This is a genomic window from Mycobacterium sp. E1386, from assembly GCF_001672745.1.
Taxonomy (GTDB): Bacteria; Actinomycetota; Actinomycetes; order Mycobacteriales; family Mycobacteriaceae; genus Mycobacterium.
The window spans coordinates 12,342-29,426 of the sequence record NZ_LZKH01000110.1; the positions used below are offsets into that span (position 1 = coordinate 12,342).

Consider the following 17,085-nt stretch of genomic DNA (forward strand, 5'->3'; position numbering starts at 1 on the left):
CGTGCCAGACTGGCCCCCGTGCCCGATTCCCTTTGCGATGTGCTGCCCGCCGCCGGTGCGCTGCTCGGCGCGCCGGGCGCCGTCGACAAGTTGGGCCTGACCGATTGGGTCGGCACCGATCAGGTCGATCGCGTCGCGGTGGTGCTGGTCGACGGCCTGGGCTGGCACCTGCTTGCGGAGCTGGCCGGTAGCGCCCCGCTGCTCGCCTCCGTGTTCGCCGGGCAGACCGGCCACCTCACGGAGCTCACCTGTACCTTTCCGTCGACTACCCCGACCAGCCTGGTGTCGATGGGCACGGGGGCGCAGCCCGGCGAGCACGGGATCCTGGGCTTCACGTTGAACGTGCCGGGCACCGATCGGGTGCTCAACCACATCCTGTGGCGTGACGACCCACCGCACGCCGAGTGGCAGCCCCTACCCACCTGGTTCGGGCGGCTCAACAAGGCCGGCGTGAGCGCGCGCGCCGTCCTGCCGGCCGCGTTCATGGGCAGTGGGCTGACCGAGGCGGCGTACCGCGGCGCCGAGTTCCGCCCGATCCAGCCGACCGACGACAACGCGCGGGCGGTGGCCGACGAGTTGCGCGCGGCGCCGGGCCTGGTCTACGGCTACACCGCGGCCCTGGACACCGCGGCCCACGTATTCGGCGTCGGATCGTCCCAGTGGCACGAAGCGGCGGCCCAGGTGGACACGCTGCTCACCCGCCTGGTCGAGGCGCTGCCACCGAACACGGCGCTGCTGGTGACCGCCGACCACGGCGGTTTCAACGTTCCACTGGACGCGCGGGTCGACCTCGACACCGACCCGCGGCTGGCCGCGGGAGTCCGCGTGGTCGCGGGCGAGCCGAGGGTTCGCTACCTGCACACCGAGCCGGGCGCCGCGGCCGATGTGCAGGCGGCCTGGAGCGAGCTGCTCGACGGCCGGGCGCACGTGTACAGCCGCGAGCAGGCGGTGGCCTCCGGGATGTTCGGACCGGTCAGCCCGGCGCACCTGGCGCGCATCGGTGATGTCGTCGTGGTCTGCACCGGCGATGCCGCCGTGCTGGCGACCGGGCACGAGCCGCCGGAAACGGCTCGCCTCATAGGCTTTCACGGTGCGGCGACGCCCGCCGAAACGGCCATCCCGCTGATCGTCTTCAAATCCCCTGCCGCGGCTCACTAGTCGCCGCCGTGCCGCCGCGCGGCCGTTTCCCGGGAGACGCTCACAGCCGAAATTGCGCTATCTTTAAGCCCTTTCAAAGGGAACTCGCCGGCCCACCACCCACCCCGCGCTGCTACGGTGGCAGCACTGTGAGTTTCCGTAGTGCAGGCAGACCTTCGCACAGGCCACGCCGGTCGGCTGTGGCCGTGATTGCTGCACTGTCCCTTTTCGCCGCTGCCTTCGGATTCTGGGCGTTGCAGGTTGCGGCGACGGCCGGCCCACCGCAGCACGTGGCGGTGTCGATTGCGGCCACCGACACCGGGCCACAAATCCGGGACGGTTCGACACCGCACAGCCATCCCGACTTCGGCTCCACCCTCAACGACGACAAGGCTTTCAAGAGCGCGGGATTGAAGCGTGATCGGCCGACGACCTTCTCGCTGTCGGTGCCGCGCTGGTCGTGGACGCTGTCGTCACTCGCGTCGGCCGCTGGGGCGCAACGGCCCCTCGACGCATGCCCGTCGCGCGCACCCTCGACTTTCCTTGCAGGTCAAGACCTCTTGACCAAGTTTTGCGTGTCCCGGCGCTGATCGGCAATCTGAGCCCCTCGTAGCCATGTCTGGCCGACGCGGCCAACGCCCGTCGGCATGCGCGCAACTCCCGACCCGACGAGGAACGCCGGTCGCTACCTACCCAAGGAAGTCATGTTTGCAGCAAACTCCCCCAACGCCCACTGGATTAGCGCCCACCCGCCGCGCCCCTGCCGGGGGCAGATAGCGGTGGACTTCGGCGCGCTACCCCCGGAGCTCAACACCGCACGAATGTATTCCGGCCCCGGCGCCGCGTCACTGCTGAGCGCGGCCACGACGTGGCAGAGGCTGGCCGCCCAGCTCCGCGATGCCGCGACGAAGTACCTCGTTTCCGCGGGGCTGCTGGACGGCCTGCGCGGCCCCGCCGCGGTGCAGATGGGCGACACGACGGCACCGTACGTAGCGTGGCTGCAGGCCACCGCCGCATTGGCGGAGCAAACCGCCGCCCGCGCCGGTGCGGCAGCCGATGCGTATGAGTGGGCGTTGGGCGCGACAGTGCCGCCGCAGACCCTCGTCGCCAACCGGGCATTGCGAAGGTCGCTGGTGACGACCAACCACCTGCGCCAGAACACCCCGGCGATCGCGTTGGCGGAGGCACGCTACGACCAGCTGTGGGCGCAGAACGCCGCCGCCATGTACGCCTACGCCACTGCCGCTGCGGCCGCCACGACCGTGACGCCCTTTACGTCGCCGCCTGCCGCCGACGGTGACGGGGTGATATCGGCTGGCGCGGAACTAGTTTCGATGCTGCCTGCGGCGCTCGACGGGCTATCCTCGGCATCTTGCCGGCGATTCCGCACGGCTGTGCTGTCGATGTCATCGCCGTTGTCCAAGCTGAGTTCCCTGCGCACCGGTTTCGCCCGGGAAGCCAGCATCCCCCTCGCGGTGGCCATCGGTGTTGCGGCGTCGAAGGCGCGCAAGACCAATCGCGCGGCGGTGCTGGTGTGTTTCGGACGCGCGACCTCGATCGGCGGGTTGTCGGCGCCGCAGGCCTGGCTGCCCGCCGCGGAACCGCATGCGGTGGACAAGCGACCGGCTGAACCCCTGCGCCGCATGGGCGGGCAGCCTCGAACCCACACCGGACTTTGATCGTTTTCACAGCTCGCTGGGCTTGTCGCCCAAGGCTCGTGTTGTAGGTTCGGGCCACTGTGACAGTCGGCGACACCCGTGGAACTCGACGATTGCGGTCAATCATCGCAGTCGTCGCGGTGCTCGGTGTGTTCTGCGCGGTGACCGTGGGTTGGGCATCGCGTGGGAGCGCGGTCTCCGGACTCGCCCGGGTGAGTGCCGCGCACGTGCAAGCGCACGATCCGGGCCCCGCCGCCCCGGGCTCCTCGCCGACACATCACAAGACCACCAAGACCGCGTGGATGACGCGGGATCGGCCGCCGACCTGGGCCCGCTCATCGCCGCCATCGATCGGGTCGCCGTTACCGACTTCGTTTGCGGCCGCGGTATTTCGGCTGCCCCGCGCACCATCGCGTGCGCCCGGGGCGGTTCCGACCGACCGAAATCTGTTGACGCTGCTCTGCGTCGCTCGTCGCTGAGGGCTCCTTGGCAGGCAGGCCTGTAACCCCCGGGCCTACGTCCCAACAGAAGAGTCCCCTTCGAACCGCGGCCCCACCGCCGTCGTTAGGCAGAGATAGCGATGAACGTCACGATGCTCCCGCCCGAAATCATTTCCGGACAACTGCATGCCGGCCCCGGCTCGGGACCGATGGCCGAAGCCGCGACGGCCTGGGCCCGCCTGGCCACCCGGCTGCACACCGCGGTCGCGGACTACCGGGCGGTTACCTCGAAGCTGCTGGCCAGCTGGGAGGGCCCGGCCGGCGCGCCCGAAGCCGCCGCGTCCTACCTCGACTGGCTCAACGCCACCGCGATACGCGCCGAGCAGGCGGCCGCCCAGGCCGCCGCTGCGGCCGGCGCACACGAAAGGGCGTTAGCGGCAACGGTGCCGCCGTCGTCGATCGACGCCAACCGGGCGCGGCGCACATCGCTGATCATGGCGAACTCCCTGGGTCTGGTGACCCCGGCGATCGCCGCCGCCGAGGCCGACTACGAACGGATGTGGGCACAGGACGCCGCCGCCATGTATGCCTACGCCGCGGCATCGGCCGACGCCGCGGCCATCGTGCCGTTCACGTTGCCGCCCGGCAGCGCGAGCCACGGCACGTGGGCGCTGGACTCGGGGCCGGAGGTCGTATCGGCGGGGCGGCAGCTGATCGCAGCCGCGCCCGGCGCGCTGCGGGCGCTGTCCCGGTCGCCGCTGGCCACGTTCGACGTCTCCCTCGCGTCGGCGACCTGCCCGCTGTCGAAACTGAGCTCACTCACCGCGCCGTCGGGCGTCGCGATCGGCTATCTGAATTCGCTCAACAAGGCGGCGGCGTTGCGCTGCCTGGCGCCCGACCATCGTGGCGTTCGCGGCGGGACGATCACCGCGCGGGCCGGCGGCGCGACGTCGGTCGGGGCGTTGTCGGTACCGCCGGTCTGGGCGACCGCCGCGGCGCCGATGGCCGTCTACCGCGGAACGGTCGCGTAGCGCTCGGGTCAGCCCGCGCGCCCGGCATACGACCGCGCGGCGTCCACGATCGCGGTGAAGAGGCGCAAGTCGTCCAGGGACTGTTCCGGATGCCATTGCACCGCAAGCACAAAACGGTCCCCGGGCAACTCCAGCGCCTCGACGACGCCGTCGGCATCCCAGGCGCTGACCATCAGCCCCTCACCGACTTCGTCGATCGCCTGATGGTGGTAGCACGGAGCATCGGTGGTCTCCCCCACCAGCGCGGCCAGCCGGCTGCCCGCGGCGGTGCGCACCGCCATCCTGTTGAACACCGCGTTGCCCGCCCGATGACCGTCGTGCCCGAGAACCTCCGGCAGGTGCTGATGCAGGGTGCCGCCCAGCGCCACGTTGAGCACCTGCGCACCGCGGCAGATGCCCAGCACCGGCAGTCCCCGGTCCAGCGCGCCGCGCAACAACGCGAATTCCCAGGCGTCGCGGGCGGCGCGCGGCTGATCGGTGGCCGGATGCGGTTGTTGGCCATAGGCGGCGGGATCCACGTCGTAGCCGCCCGTGATCACCAGCGCGTGCAGACCGTCGAGCACCGGGCCGACCGTCTCCGGTTCCGCCGGTTGCGGCGGCAGCAACACCGCGGCCCCGCCGGCCATCACGACACCCTGGAAGTAATCGGCGGGCAGATAACCCGCCGGCACGTCCCAGATGCCGGTCCGCACCCGCTCCAGGTACGAGGTCAGGCCCACCACCGGGCGCCCAGAGACGTTCACCACCACGCATCCTATCCCCCGCGGTGCCGCCAGCGGCCACGAGCCGCCGCAAACCGCTTGCGCGAGTTGCTGTTCGGCGAAGCCACCCGACTACCAGGTACTGGTGCGCAACACGATCTCGGCGGCCAACTGTGCCGTCGACTCCTGCACTGTCCGCCGGCCCAAATGCACCACGCGGTACTCGGCGTAGACATACTGCTGGCTGGCGCGCGCCACCGCCCGCGCGGCCGGGGAACTGACCAGAACCGTGGTGCCGATCTCCACCGGCGGGCAGTGCCCGTCTCGAACCGCGCCGTCGCGATCGGCCGCGCGAGGATGGCCGCGATCGATCACCACCAGGCCGACGAACCGGCCCAGCTTCGTCGCGGCGAGCTCCCAGGCCAGGTCGCCGCCGGCGCGGTCGCCCACCACCACGGCCCACCCGATACCCAGTGCGTCGAGGATGCCGACCACAGACTTGGGGGTCAGGCGGGGGTCGAGACCGATGACGACCGTCCGAAGCGACGCGGTGTGCAGCCGTTCGCAGACCGCGTCGTACGCGGCGGGGATGCGCTCCTCGTCACCCAGGATGACGACCACGACGCCCTGTTCCGGACCAGCCACGGCTACCGGGACGGGGAACCCGTCGAGCGTCGTCATCATTGAGGGCATCTACGCACGCTACAACCGACCGGCCCGCACGCGCGACGATTTCTCCACATCCCTGCGTTCAGCGGCCATCCCCGCGCGCGTACGCCACGCGTTTTGCGTCGCCGTCAATTTCGACATCGGCACTTGGACAAAATCGTGAATCCCCTACGGCCACAACCGAGTTGCGACGTGTGGTCGGTGGGGCGGCGGACCGTCGAGCAGGCCGAGGACGGCGTCGGTGTCGAGGTGCGCGGCGAGCAGATCGGCGATCACGTCGATCTGGGCATCACGCCGCGCGGCGACGTTGGTGTCGGCGACGAGGAACCCGTCGCGGCCCGCCGCGGCCGCGACGGCGGTGAGCCACGCGCGGCGAAAGTCGTCGTTGTCGAGCAGGCCGTGCCAGTGGGTGCCGAACACCGCGCCGCGCACCAGGCCGTGCGGTTGGCAGTCGCGCCCGCCCTCGACGCCGAACCAAACGTCCTCCGCGCAGCGCGACACCCGGCCGTGATGGATCTCGTATCCGGCGAGCGGCGGCGGCCAGCGGCGCAGGACCTTGGTATCGCCGAAGGCGATGTCGGCGTCGAACAGCCCCAGTCCGGCCACTTCGCCGAGCCCCGATTCCACCGGGTCGTCGATGCGCCGGCACAGCATCTGAAAGCCGCCGCAGATCCCGAGCAGCGGCTTTCCGGCCGCGGCGTGGGCGGTGATCGCCTCGGCCAGGCCGTGATCGCGCAGCCAGGTCAGGTCGGCGACGGTGGATTTGCTGCCGGGAATCACGATCAGGTCGGTGTCGGCCAGGTCGGCGGCGTCGGCGCTCCAGCGCACCGTGACGCCCGGCTCACACGCCAGCGCCTCCACGTCGGTGGAGTTGGAGATCCGGGGCAGCCGGATCGCGGCCACCCGCAGCCACTCGCTCCCGCGCGGCGGTTGCGGGGTGCCGACGACGCGGCGGGCGACCACCGACAGCGAGTCCTCGGCGTCCAGCCAGAGTTCGTCGGCATAGGGCAGTACCCCGTAGGTCGGGCGGCCGGTCATCGCGTGCAATTGCCGCAATCCGGGCTCCAGCAGTGCGGGGTCGCCACGGAATTTGTTGACGACGAAGCCGGCGATCAGTGCTTGGTCGTCGGGCTCGAGCACCGCGACCGTTCCGAACAGATGGGCGAGCAGGCCGCCGCGGTCGATGTCTCCGACCAGGATCACCGGCAGGTTCGCCGCCCGAGCCAGGCCCATGTTCGCCAAATCCGTGGCACGCAGGTTGATTTCGGCAGGCGAGCCCGCCCCCTCGCAGATGACAGCGTCGAAATCATTGCGCAGGCAAGACAATTCGTCCGCGACGATCCCGGCGAGGCGGTCGCGACGCCGCACATAGCTTGCCGCCGTCACCGAATCCGCGACCTGGCCGCGAATCACCAATTGCGACGTCCGGTCACTGCCCGGTTTGAGCAGGATCGGATTGAACCGCACGCTGGGCTGAAGTCCCGCCGCGCGCGCCTGGAGCGCCTGGGCCCGGCCGATCTCGCCGCCTTCGACGGTGACCACGGAATTGTTGGACATGTTCTGCGCCTTGAACGGCGCCACCCGGACACCGCGGCGCGCCAGCAACCGGCACAGGCCCGCGACCACCACCGATTTCCCGGCGTCGGAGCTAGTGCCGGCGACCAGCAGCGCCCCGCTCACGGATTCAAAGCTCTAGATCGAGGTGAGGATTTCGACGCCGGTGTCGGTCACGAGCAACGTGTGCTCGAATTGCGCGGTCCACTTGCGGTCCTTGGTGACCACCGTCCAGCCGTCGTCCCAGATCTCGTAGTCCAGGCCGCCGAGATTGATCATCGGTTCGATGGTGAACGTCATGCCCGGCTGCATGATCGTCGTCACGGAGGGCTGGTCGTAGTGCAGCACGACCAGGCCATTGTGAAACGTGGTGCCGATGCCGTGACCGGTGAAGTCACGAACCACGTTGTACCCGAACCGATTCGCGTACGCCTCGATGACGCGGCCGACGACCGACAGTGCCCGCCCCGGCTTGACGGCGTTGATCGCGCGCATCGTCGCCTCGTGAGTACGCTCCACGAGCAGCCGGTGCTCCTCGGCGACGTCGCCGGCCAGGAAAGTCGCGTTGGTGTCGCCGTGCACCCCGTCGATGTACGCCGTGACGTCGATGTTGACGATGTCGCCGTCCTCGACGACCGTCGAATCCGGGATTCCGTGGCAGATGACCTCGTTGAGCGACGTGCAGCACGACTTCGGGAAGCCCTTGTAGCCCAGGGTCGACGGGTAGGCACCGTGGTCGATCATGTACTCGTGGGCGATCCGGTCCAGTTCGTCGGTCGTCACCCCCGGCGCCACCGCTTTGCCCGCCTCCTGCAGCGCGCCCGCCGCGATCCGTCCGGCGACCCGCATCTTCTCGATCACCTCCGGGGTTTGCACCCACGGCTCGCTGCCCTCCCGCACGGTGGGCTGCCAGGCATACTCCGGACGGGGGATGCGGCCGGGCACCGGCAGAGTCGGCGACACCTCTCCGGGGGCAAGCGCAGTGCGAGCGGGCATGCCGACCAGCTTAATCACGCCGCGCGGGGGCGGCCCCGCCGAAGCGGCCGCGGATCAACGAGCGCCGCGGCCCGCGGATGATCACCGAGCCGCACACCACCCGTCCCGTCAACACGACGTGCGGGCGCCCTTCGCCCGGTGCGTCCTTGCGGCGGTCGCTGGCGCTGCCCACGTAGACCTCCACGTCGTCGATCGACGCGCTGGCGCCGTCCGGCAACCGGATCTCCACCGAGCCGAACCGCATGTCGAGTTCGACGACCACCACCGGGCCCGCAAACCGGGCCTTGGTGAGGTCGAGCTCGATGGAGCCCAGCCGGCGGACCAACGCCAGCCGAGTGGGCACCGTCCATTCGCCCTGGCGCTTGAGCGAGCCGGCCCAGCCGCGCAGCTCGACCCGGTCGGCGGCGGACGTGACTATCGCGCCCGGACCGGGCAGGTCGCCGACCAGCCCGTCCAGCTCTCCCCGGGTGCGCGCGTAGGACACCTGCGACGAACGCTGTTCGAACTCGTCGATATCGATCAGCCCGAGCGCGACGGCGTTGTGCAGTCTCCGCATCGTGCCGTTGCGGTCGGCGTCCGAGACCCGTAACGCCACCATCTCTCCACCGGTCTCAGTCATGGCCTTTCCTGACGCTTGAACCCTCGGCCTACCCTCGCAACTTACCGCTGGGGCGGGCCGCCGGTGTCAGGCCAGGAAGTCCGGCGGCAGCGATTCGAACATGAATTTCGTCATCCGAACCGCCCACTCGGAGCTGCCGCCCCCGACGATCAGCGAGGCGAACGCCAGATCACCGCGGTATCCGGCGAACCAGGAGTGCGATCCGCCAGGGAATTCGGCCTCACCCGTCTTCCCGTAGACCGCGCCGCAGCCGGCGATCTCCTTGGCGGTCCCGTTGGTGACCACCAGCCGCATCATGGGCCGCAGCGCGTCGATCATCTTCGGGCTGATCGGCGTCGTGTCGCCCTGCACCGCGGTCGGCCGGCCCGCGATGAGCTGCGGCACCGGGGTCCTGCCTGCGGCGACCGTGGCGGCGACCAGGGCCATGCCGAACGGGCTGGCCAGCACCTTGCCCTGGCCGAAGCCGTCCTCGGTGCGCTCGGCCAGGTCCACGGTCGGCGGCACCGAGCCGGTCACGGTGGTGATGCCGTCCACCGCGTAGTCGACCCCGATCCCGTATTGGGCGGCCGTCTGAGTCAGGCCGCGCGGCGGCATCCGGCTGCTCAACTCCGCGAACGTCGTGTTGCAGGAACTGGCGAACGCCCGCGACATCGAGACCACGCCAAGATCGAAGCCACCGTAGTTGGGGATCGTGCGATGCCCGATGTCCAGATGGCCCGGGCAGCCCAGCATCGAGTTCGGGGTGGCCATGTCGCGGTCGACGGCCGCGCCTGCGGTCACCATCTTGAACGTCGACCCCGGGGGGAACAGTCCGGTGGTGGCCAGCAGGCCGTCGGCGTCGGCGCCCGCGTTCTGCGCGATCGCCAGGATCTCCCCGGTCGACGGCTTGATCACGACGATCATCGCCTTGCCGCCCTTGTTGTCGACCGCGCGCTGGGCGGCGTTCTGCACGACCCGGTCGAGCGTGATCGAGATCGACGGCGCCGGTGACCCCTGCACCTCGTGCAGGACTTCGACTTCGACACCGTTCTGGTTGACGCTGACCACGCGCCAGCCCGCCTCGCCGTCGAGTTGGTCGACCACCGCCTTCTTCACCTCGGCCATGACCGCCGGGGCGAAATGCGGATCCGTCGGCAAAATCTCCGGCTGCGGCGTGACCACGACGCCGGGCAGCCGGCCGATCGCCGGGAAGACCTTGTCGTTGTCGTCGGGGTGCAGCGTCACCAGGTCCACCGGCTGGGTCGCCGAGCTGGCCTGCTCGGCGAGCAGCTGCGGGTCGTTCAGCCCACCGTTGAAGGGGTGCAGGACGTCCACGATCGCGTGCGCCGTCGCGGCCAGGGCGGATCCGGATCCGGCCTGGGTGGCGTCCAGCGTGTAGTGGTACAGGTAGCCCGGCACCAGCACGTCGGTGCCGCCGAGTTCGTTCACCGAGGCGCGCCGCGGCCGGTCGGCCCGCAACGCGAACGTCTGGTGCTCGCCCAGCTTGGGATGCAGGTCGGTGGGGGTCCACCGGACCTCCCAGCGCCCCTCGTCGCGCGCCATCTTCAGCTGGCCGTCGTAGGTCCAGGTCCGGTTCTTGGGCAGATGCCAGGTGAAGCGATAGCCGACCGTGCCAGTGTCCTCGGCGTACTTGGCGTTGAGGATCTGCGTGTCGAGGTGGGTCGCCTGCAGGCCCGCCCACGCCGCGTTCAGCGCTTCGCGGGCCTCGTTGGGGCTGTCGCTGAGCTGGGCGGCCGTGGCGGTGTCGCCGATCGCCAGGGCGCCGAAGAACTTTTCGGCAGCGGGGCCGGGGCCGGCGGGCCGCGGTGTGCACCCGGACATCGCGACGGCCGTAAGCAGCAATCCGGCCGCCACGATTACCAGTGGGGATTTTGTGACCATTGGTACAGATGTTATGAAGCCGGGCTACCGCACCGGCGCCGACACACCGAGATCGGATCGTGATGTAACGCGGCAATCGCCCGGCGCCCGGCCAGCCGGGCGTGCGGCGGCGGACCGCTAGTCCAGCAGGACCGTCGCGAAGTTGCCCACCTCGGCGAAGCCGACTCGGGCGTATGCGGCGCGCGCCACGGTGTTGAAGCTGTTCACGTACAGGCTGGCGGTGCGCCCGCTGCCGACGATGACGGCGGCCACGGTCGCGGTGCCGGCGGTGCCGAGGCCCAGGCCACGCCACTCCGGATGCACCCACACCCCTTGGATCTGGCCGACGCCCGGCGATTGCGAGCCGACCTCGGCCTTGAAGACCACCTGGCCGTGCTCGAACCGGGCCCAGGCGCGACCGGCCGCGATGAGGCTGGCCACCCGCCGCCGGTAACCCCGACCGCCGTCGCCGACCCGCGGGTCGACGCCCACCTCGCCGATGAACATGTCCACGGCCGCCACCAGGTAGGCGTCCAGCTCGTCCGGCCGAACCTGGCGCACCCCGGGGTCGATGTCGCAATTGGGGTGCCTGGACAGCGCCAGCAGCGGCTGGTGGTCGCGCACGTCCCGAGCCGGGCCCCACGCCGACTCGAGCCGTTCCCACATCCGCATCACCAGGTCGGACCGGCCGACCAGCGACGAACAGCGGCGCGTCCCGCTCATCGCCTCGTCGGCGAAGGCGTCCATGTCCTCCGGTGCGCCCCGCAGCGGGATCAGGTTCGCACCGGCGAAGCACAGCGACTGGTCCGCGCCGCGCAGCGTCCACAGTTCCCCGCCGATGGAATTGGGGTCGATGCCGTGGTCGGCCACCCGGGCCGCGACCATGCACGATCCGACCGGATCCTCGTCGAAAACCCGCCAGACGGCGGCGGCGTCGCGCACCACGGACACCCGTCGCTCACCGACAAGGCGGAAGAGGGGCGGAGCCGACATGTGGCGAACTCTCTGTGATGCGAATTAACGGACTTGCGCGAGGGAAACGGCCCCCATCAGCTTACGGTCACGATCGGCGAACCGCTTGATGTTGTGTCAGGACCGTGATCGGTCCCCATCTCCGAGGCGAGGCGCATGGCCTCCTCGATGAGCGTCTCGACGATCTGGGCTTCCGGCACGGTCTTGATCACTTCTCCGCGAACGAAGATCTGCCCCTTGCCATTTCCCGACGCGACGCCCAGGTCGGCCTCGCGCGCCTCGCCCGGACCGTTCACCACGCATCCCATCACGGCGACCCGCAGCGGGACGTCCAGGCCGTCCAAGCCGGCGGTGACCTCGTTGGCCAGGGTGTAGACGTCGACCTGCGCGCGGCCGCAGGAGGGGCAGGACACGATCTCCAGCCCGCGCGGCCGCAGGTTCAGCGACTCGAGAATCTGGATGCCGACCTTGACCTCTTCGACCGGCGGCGCCGACAGCGACACCCGAATGGTGTCGCCGATCCCCCGCGACAGCAACGCACCGAAGGCCACCGCGGACTTGATGGTGCCCTGGAAGGCCGGACCGGCCTCGGTGACGCCGAGGTGCAGCGGGTAGTCGCATTGGGCGGCCAGCTGCTCGTAGGCCGCGACCATCACGACGGGGTCGTTGTGCTTGACGCTGATCTTGATGTCGCCGAAGCCGTGCTCCTCGAACAGCGACGCCTCCCACAGCGCGGACTCGACCAGCGCCTCGGGGGTGGCCTTGCCGTACTTCTCCATGAAGCGCTTGTCCAGCGAGCCGGCGTTGACGCCGATGCGGATGGGGATGCCCGCCGCGGCGGCCGCCTTGGCCACCTCCCCGACCCGGCCGTCGAATTCCTTGATGTTGCCGGGGTTTACCCGCACCGCGGCGCATCCGGCGTCGATGGCGGCGAAGATGTACTTCGGCTGGAAGTGGATGTCGGCGATCACCGGGATCTGGCTGTGCCGGGCGATCTCGGCCAGCGCGTCGGCATCCTCCTGACGCGGGCAGGCCACCCGCACGATGTCGCACCCCGCCGCGGTCAGTTCCGCGATCTGCTGCAACGTCGTGTTCACGTCGTGGGTCTTGGTGGTGCACATCGACTGCACCGAAATCGGATGCTCGCTACCCACCCCGACGTCGCGGACCATCAGTTGGCGCGTCTTGCGCCGGGGGGCGAGCGTGGGCGCCGGAGCGTCCGGCATGCCCAGGCCAATGGTCACTGTTTCTGATTCCTTCGGTCGGTTTACTGGAAGAGGCTGATGGGGTTGACCAGATCCGCGGTCACGGTCAGCAGCATGTAGCCGACCACGAAGACCAGCACCACGTAGGTGGCGGGCATCAGCTTGAGGTAGTTCACCGGTGCGGCCGCGACCTTGCCGCGGGCCGACCGGATCGTGTTGCGGATCTTCTCGTAGACCGCGACGGCGATGTGGCCGCCGTCGAACGGCAGCAGCGGCACCAGGTTGATCGCGCCCAGGATCAGGTTGAGCTGGGCGAGGAAGAACCAGAACGCCACCCACAGCCCGTGGTCAACGGTTTCACCGCCGATGATGCTGGCGCCGACCACGCTCATCGGCGTCTGCGGGTCGCGCTGACCGCCGCCGATGGCGTGCACCAGCGCGCCGACCTTCGTCGGGATCGTGACCAGGGCCTTGCCCACCTCGACGGTGAGGTCCCCGGTGAACGCGAACGTCGCCGGCACCGCGGTCAGCACGTTGTAGTGCGTGGGCGGGAACCGCTGAGCGCCAACGCCCATCGCACCGACGGTGGCCGCCTCGGGCTTGCCGCCCTGGCCCTTGGACAGGTAACGCTGGGTGGGCGTGACGTCGACGTAGGCGGTGACCGGCGTGCCGTTGCGCTCGACCACCACCGGGACGGTGCCGTGCAGCTTGCGCACCGCGGCGGCCATCTCCTCGAAGGTGGACACCTTGGTGTCCCCCACCTTGACGACGACGTCCCCGGCGTGGATGCCCGCCATCGCAGCCGGGCCCGGCCCGGTGCAGTCCGCGATCTTTCCGGGGGCCACTTCCGGTGCGACGCAAGCGGTTTCGCCGACGACGGCCCGGGTGTCCGGGTGCAGATTCGGCAGACCCGAGACCAGCGCGATGCCATAGATCAGCACCAGGCAGATGACGAAATTCATGCCGGGACCCGCGAACAGCACGGCCACCCGTTTCCAGGCCGCCTGCTTGAACATCGCCCGGTCGGTTTCGTCGGGGGCCAGCTCCTCGACCGAGGTCATTCCGGCGATGTCGCAGAAGCCGCCCAGCGGCACCGCCTTGAGGCCGTACTCGGTCTCGCCGCGCCGCGTCGACCACAGCGTCGGACCGAACCCGACGAAGTAGCGACGGACCTTCATGCCGGTGGCGCGGGCTACCCACATGTGGCCGCACTCGTGCAAGGCCACCGAGATCAGGATGGCAAAGGCGAACAGCACAATGCCGATAACGAACATCATCTCCGCTGCAGGACCTTTCTCACACCATTCCGGAGGCGTTGACGGAGGCCTCGGTGGGCCGTGCGTGTGCGACGGCGCGTCGCGCTCGCTCCCGCGCCCAGCGCTGCGCGTCTAGTACCTCATCCACGTTAGCGGGTGAAACCGCCCATTGGTCTGCGGCGTGCAGCACGTCGGCGATGGTTTTCACGATGACGGGGAATCCCACCCTGCCCGCCAGGAACGCCGCCGCGGCTTCTTCGTTGACCGCGTTGTAGACCGCCGTCATGCAACCGCCGGTCTGCCCGGCATACCGGGCCAGTTCCACGGCGGGGAAAACCTCGCCGTCCAGCGGTTCGAAATCCCAGCTAGAGGCGGTGCTGAAGTCGCAGGGCGCGGCCACCCCGGGAACCCGGTCCGGCCAGCCCAGCGCCAAGGAAATCGGCAGCTTCATGTCCGGGGGGCTCGCCTGGGCGATGGTCGAGCCGTCCACGAACGTGACCATCGAATGAACAATCGACTGCGGGTGCACGACGACCTCGATGCGGTCGTACGGGACGCCGAACAGCAGGTGTGTCTCGATGAGTTCGAGGCCCTTGTTGACCAGCGACGCCGAGTTCAGTGTGTTCATCGGGCCCATCGACCAGGTCGGATGGGCGCCGGCCTGTTCCGGGGTGACGCCCTCGAGCTGGGCGGCGGTCCAGCCGCGAAACGGCCCGCCGGAGGCGGTCAGCACCAGCTTGGCGACTTCCTCGGGGGAGCCCCCGCGCAGGCACTGGGCCAGCGCGGAGTGTTCGGAGTCGACGGGCACGATCTGACCCGGCCGCGCCGCCCGCAAGACCAACGGACCGCCGGCGACCAGGGACTCCTTGTTGGCCAGCGCCAGCCGGGCGCCCGACTCCAGGGCGGCCAGCGTCGGGCGCAGGCCCAGCGCCCCCACCAGCGCGTTGAGGACGACGTCGGCTTCGGTGTCCTCGATCAGGCGGGTCACTGCGTCGGGGCCGCGGTAGGGCACGTCGGCGGCCTGCGCCGCGCGTTCGTCGGCGACGGCGATGTTGGTGACGCCGGTCTCGGCACGCTGACGCAGCAGGGTGTCCAAGTTGGCGCCGCCCGCGGCCAGGCCGACCACCTCGAAACGGTCCGGATGGGCCGCGATCACCTCCAGAGCCTGGGTGCCGATCGAGCCGGTGCTGCCCAGCACCAGCACGCGCAGGCGGCCCTCGGGTGTCGCGATCGTCACTCACTCATTGTGCCCCGCCCGGTGACGACGCGAGGGCTGCGGGACCTCGCCGCGGGTATGCCAGAATCGCTGCAGGACCGACGAAAGGGATTCACCGTGGCCAGTACCGAGGTGGAACACTTCAGCGGCGTCGACACCGTTGAGGTGCCGTCCGCGGCCTGGGGTTGGAGCAGGATCAATCACCGCACCTGGCACATCACCGGCCTGGTCATCATCGTGTTCCTGCTGGCGATGCTGCGCGGCAATCACGTCGGCCACATCGAGAACTGGTTCCTGATCGGGTTCGCCGCCCTGGTGCTCTTCGCGCTGGTCCGCGACCTGTGGGGCCGCCGGCGCGGCTGGATCAGGTAGCCGCTACTTCTTTTCGGCGGCCAGCTGCCCGCAGGCCCCTGGCGATTCGCCCGCGCTCCAGCTACCCGCCCTCGGCGGCCAGCTGTCCGCAGGCGGCACTGATCTCCCGGCCGCGGGTGTCCCGGACCGTGCAGGAAACCCCCTGCGCCCGGACCCGCCGGACGAACTCCCGCTCCACCGCCTTCGGGCTGGCATCCCATTCGCTGCCCGGCGTCGGGTTGAGCGGGATGAGGTTCACGTGCACCAGCGGGCCGAGCGCCCGGTGCAGGCGTTTGCCCAACAGATCCGCCCGCCACGGCTGGTCGTTGACGTCGCGGATCAACGCGTACTCCACCGATACCCGCCGTCCGGTGACGTCGGCGTAGTAGCGGGCGGCGTCCAGCGCCTCCGCGATCTTCCAGCGGTTATTGACCGGCACCAGCGTGTCGCGCAGTTCGTCGTCGGGCGCGTGCAAAGACAGCGCCAGCGTCACCCCGAGCCGTTCGTCGGCGAGTTTGCGGATTGCGGGAGCCAGGCCGACCGTCGAGACGGTCACCGAGCGGGCCGATATGCCGAAGCCGTGCGGGGGCGGCTCGGTGATGCGCCGCACCGCGGCCACGACCCTGGCGTAGTTGGCCAGCGGCTCCCCCATGCCCATGAACACGACGTTGGAGAGCCGATCGCCGAAATCGTCGCGCAGGGCGACGGCGGCGGACCGGACTTGTTCTGTGATCTCCGCGGTCGACAGGTTTCGGGTGAGACCGCCCTGCCCGGTCGCACAGAAGGGGCAGGCCATGCCGCAGCCGGCCTGCGACGAGATGCACACGGTGTTGCGCTGTGGGTAGCGCATCAGCACCGACTCGAAGGTCGTCCCATCGGTGCCGCGCCACAACGTCTTTCGGGTCTGCCCGGCGTCGCAGGTGACTTCGGCGGCCGCGGTGAGCAGGTGCGGGAACAAGGCCTCGGCGATCCGGTCCCGCACGGCGGCCGGCAGGTCGGTCATCTCGCGCGGATCGGCGATCAGGCGGCCGTAGTACTGCTGGGCGAGTTGCTTGGCGCGGAACGTCGGCAGGCCCAGCTCCGCGACGGCCGCGGCGCGGGCTTCCGCGTCGAGGTCGGCCAGGTGCCGCGGCGGCTTGCTCGGGCGGGGCTCGGTGAAAACCAGTTCTTGGACCATGACCAGTCCAGTATCGGCCCTTCTCAGGGGACGAGCGTCAGCACCGTCCACGCGGCGACCGCCGACGGCAACACGCCGTCGAGCCGGTCCATCAGACCGCCGTGGCCCGGCAGCAACCGGCCCATGTCTTTGATGCCGAGGTCGCGCTTGATCTGAGACTCGACCAGATCGCCGAGCGTGCACGTGAGCACCAGGATCACCCCCAGCAGCGCCCCGATCCAGGGCGGTTTGCCGGCCAGGAAC

At 69.9% G+C, this 17,085-nt stretch carries 17 protein-coding genes; 5 read left to right on the plus strand and 12 right to left on the minus strand.

The genetic code is table 11. The features are described 5' to 3' along the window. Positions 1-18: 18 nt before the first annotated feature. The 4 genes from A5709_RS12165 to A5709_RS12180 all read left to right on the plus strand — a co-directional run bounded on the left by A5709_RS12165 (position 19) and on the right by A5709_RS12180 (position 4,266). Positions 19-1,158 carry an alkaline phosphatase family protein gene (locus A5709_RS12165; RefSeq protein WP_068120066.1) on the plus strand — a complete coding sequence of 380 codons (1,140 nt, stop codon included), beginning with the start codon at positions 19-21 and terminating at the stop codon, positions 1,156-1,158. Positions 1,159-1,343: 185 nt separating this feature from the next. After that, complete coding sequence (locus A5709_RS12170; protein WP_156768028.1) at positions 1,344-1,727, plus strand: hypothetical protein; 384 nt, start codon at positions 1,344-1,346, stop codon at positions 1,725-1,727. A gap of 114 nt (positions 1,728-1,841) precedes the next feature. Next, entirely contained in the window at positions 1,842-2,816 is a 975-nt protein-coding gene (locus A5709_RS12175) for a PPE family protein (protein WP_197520127.1), read from the plus strand. 559 nt (positions 2,817-3,375) lie between these two features. Continuing rightward, positions 3,376-4,266 (plus strand): PPE family protein, encoded by an 891-nt coding sequence (locus tag A5709_RS12180; RefSeq protein ID WP_068120073.1) that lies wholly within the window; start codon positions 3,376-3,378, stop codon positions 4,264-4,266. An 8-nt stretch (positions 4,267-4,274) separates the two neighbouring features. Here A5709_RS12180 and A5709_RS12185 read toward each other — a convergent pair whose 3' ends face one another. The 10 genes from A5709_RS12185 to dxr form a co-directional block, all read right to left on the minus strand. Further along, positions 4,275-5,042, minus strand: coding sequence for a gamma-glutamyl-gamma-aminobutyrate hydrolase family protein (locus A5709_RS12185; RefSeq protein ID WP_082973851.1), 768 nt, complete (start codon positions 5,040-5,042; stop codon positions 4,275-4,277). A gap of 57 nt (positions 5,043-5,099) precedes the next feature. Beyond that, a complete protein-coding gene (locus A5709_RS12190) occupies positions 5,100-5,660 on the minus strand; it encodes an alpha/beta hydrolase (protein WP_197500933.1) in 561 nt (186 codons plus the stop codon). 144 nt (positions 5,661-5,804) lie between these two features. Beyond that, complete coding sequence (locus A5709_RS12195; RefSeq protein WP_068120075.1) at positions 5,805-7,316, minus strand: cobyric acid synthase; 1,512 nt, start codon at positions 7,314-7,316, stop codon at positions 5,805-5,807. A gap of 12 nt (positions 7,317-7,328) precedes the next feature. Then, complete coding sequence (map, locus tag A5709_RS12200) at positions 7,329-8,186, minus strand: type I methionyl aminopeptidase (RefSeq protein ID WP_067943182.1); 858 nt, start codon at positions 8,184-8,186, stop codon at positions 7,329-7,331. 10 nt (positions 8,187-8,196) lie between these two features. Continuing rightward, on the minus strand, positions 8,197-8,805 hold the full coding sequence (locus A5709_RS12205) for a DUF1707 domain-containing protein (protein ID WP_067943165.1): 609 nt from the start codon (positions 8,803-8,805) through the stop codon (positions 8,197-8,199). Between the two features lie 66 nt (positions 8,806-8,871). Further along, entirely contained in the window at positions 8,872-10,686 is a 1,815-nt protein-coding gene (locus tag A5709_RS12210; RefSeq protein ID WP_068120077.1) for a penicillin-binding transpeptidase domain-containing protein, read from the minus strand. 117 nt (positions 10,687-10,803) lie between these two features. Further along, positions 10,804-11,658, minus strand: a complete 855-nt coding sequence (locus A5709_RS12215) for a GNAT family N-acetyltransferase (RefSeq protein ID WP_067943170.1) — start codon at positions 11,656-11,658, stop codon at positions 10,804-10,806. Between the two features lie 56 nt (positions 11,659-11,714). Next, the gene (gene ispG / locus A5709_RS12220; RefSeq protein WP_067943172.1) at positions 11,715-12,881 is read right to left on the minus strand and encodes a flavodoxin-dependent (E)-4-hydroxy-3-methylbut-2-enyl-diphosphate synthase; all 1,167 of its coding nucleotides are present in this window, start codon (positions 12,879-12,881) and stop codon (positions 11,715-11,717) included. 23 nt (positions 12,882-12,904) lie between these two features. Next, on the minus strand, positions 12,905-14,119 hold the full coding sequence (locus A5709_RS12225) for an RIP metalloprotease (RefSeq protein ID WP_067943174.1): 1,215 nt from the start codon (positions 14,117-14,119) through the stop codon (positions 12,905-12,907). A gap of 19 nt (positions 14,120-14,138) precedes the next feature. Continuing rightward, positions 14,139-15,335 carry a 1-deoxy-D-xylulose-5-phosphate reductoisomerase gene (gene dxr, locus A5709_RS12230; protein ID WP_068120079.1) on the minus strand — a complete coding sequence of 399 codons (1,197 nt, stop codon included), beginning with the start codon at positions 15,333-15,335 and terminating at the stop codon, positions 14,139-14,141. A gap of 96 nt (positions 15,336-15,431) precedes the next feature. Between dxr and A5709_RS12235 the strand changes: the two genes are divergently transcribed. Next, positions 15,432-15,686 (plus strand): DUF2631 domain-containing protein, encoded by a 255-nt coding sequence (locus A5709_RS12235; RefSeq protein WP_067943185.1) that lies wholly within the window; start codon positions 15,432-15,434, stop codon positions 15,684-15,686. A 61-nt stretch (positions 15,687-15,747) separates the two neighbouring features. Here A5709_RS12235 and rlmN read toward each other — a convergent pair whose 3' ends face one another. Beyond that, positions 15,748-16,842 (minus strand): 23S rRNA (adenine(2503)-C(2))-methyltransferase RlmN, encoded by a 1,095-nt coding sequence (gene rlmN, locus A5709_RS12240; RefSeq protein WP_068120081.1) that lies wholly within the window; start codon positions 16,840-16,842, stop codon positions 15,748-15,750. A 23-nt stretch (positions 16,843-16,865) separates the two neighbouring features. Then, positions 16,866-17,085: phosphatidate cytidylyltransferase (locus A5709_RS12245; RefSeq protein WP_197520128.1), on the minus strand; the 220-nt coding region annotated here is incomplete at its 5' end.

Coding starts and splice junctions, on each gene's coding strand:
- A5709_RS12175 (WP_197520127.1), top strand. CDS start 1,842: ATGTTTGCAGCAAACTCCCCCAACGCCCACTGGATTAGCGCCCACCCG.
- A5709_RS12180 (WP_068120073.1), top strand. CDS start 3,376: ATGAACGTCACGATGCTCCCGCCCGAAATCATTTCCGGACAACTGCAT.
- A5709_RS12190 (WP_197500933.1), bottom strand. CDS start 5,660: ATGCCCTCAATGATGACGACGCTCGACGGGTTCCCCGTCCCGGTAGCC.
- map (WP_067943182.1), bottom strand. CDS start 8,186: ATGCCCGCTCGCACTGCGCTTGCCCCCGGAGAGGTGTCGCCGACTCTG.
- A5709_RS12205 (WP_067943165.1), bottom strand. CDS start 8,805: ATGACTGAGACCGGTGGAGAGATGGTGGCGTTACGGGTCTCGGACGCC.
- A5709_RS12210 (WP_068120077.1), bottom strand. CDS start 10,686: ATGGTCACAAAATCCCCACTGGTAATCGTGGCGGCCGGATTGCTGCTT.
- A5709_RS12215 (WP_067943170.1), bottom strand. CDS start 11,658: ATGTCGGCTCCGCCCCTCTTCCGCCTTGTCGGTGAGCGACGGGTGTCC.
- A5709_RS12225 (WP_067943174.1), bottom strand. CDS start 14,119: ATGATGTTCGTTATCGGCATTGTGCTGTTCGCCTTTGCCATCCTGATC.
- rlmN (WP_068120081.1), bottom strand. CDS start 16,842: ATGGTCCAAGAACTGGTTTTCACCGAGCCCCGCCCGAGCAAGCCGCCG.